This is a genomic window from Sphaerochaeta sp. UBA5836, assembly GCF_002432845.1.
Lineage (GTDB): Bacteria > Spirochaetota > Spirochaetia > Sphaerochaetales > Sphaerochaetaceae > Sphaerochaeta.
In genome coordinates, this window is record NZ_DJGW01000082.1 from 17,871 (window position 1) to 18,632 (window position 762).

1 pseudogene is annotated in these 762 nt (G+C 46.2%); it reads left to right on the forward strand.

Features of this window, described 5'->3' with window-relative positions:
- Positions 1 to 566 (forward strand): annotated as a pseudogene (locus B3F49_RS07020) (hypothetical protein); the annotation flags it as partial.
- Positions 567 to 762 lie beyond the last annotated feature (196 nt).

Here is a 762-nt window from a genome sequence, read left to right on the forward strand (position 1 = left end):
TCAAGAAACAAGGTTCATTCTCAATACAACCGCTGAGAGCCGACGAAGAACACCTCAAAGGCCGCTACAAGGCGATGGAATACCGCAAGCTTGCCATCAAGACCGGAAAGGACTCATACAACGAATTGGCATCCTCGGTGTTTTGGGAGACGGAGATGCGCCTCAGGCGCATGTTCGACGCCTTTGAAAGCGATGAAAAGTCCATTACCATTCTGAACAACCTCGACCCGACACAGATGATTGAAAAACGCAGGGCCAATTACCAAACAGTGCTTGATTCTCTTCATCCATCCTCTCAATGCCAACCGATCTTCCAAAGCCTTGATGAAAATACCTGTCCGAGTCACTTCTCATTCTACAGTGAGAACAGAGCGAAAGCTCGACAGCAGCTCGAACAAAAGGGTATAACGAGCACCGTCTACTGGCCCCTTCCCCCCATGCTTACCAACAAGGAACAGTATCCCCACGCCTCCTACATCTACGACCATGTGGTGAGTGTACAGATCGATCAGCGCTACAGCAGAGAGGATATGGAGTATTTGGGGACGATATTGACTGGACTGTAAAATTCCAAACCATTCCCTCTATGTCTCACTTTTACAAAGTTCTTCAGTACAGGGCGAATGTATTGTAGTTGCCTTCTTGTCTGTGGACTGCTATAGTATGGTTATATTAGTTCGTAATTTACGAACTAAACAAGGAGTCAACTATGATTGTCATGCGCTTGAAGCTGGACAATGTGTTTGCTTTCAATGATTTTGA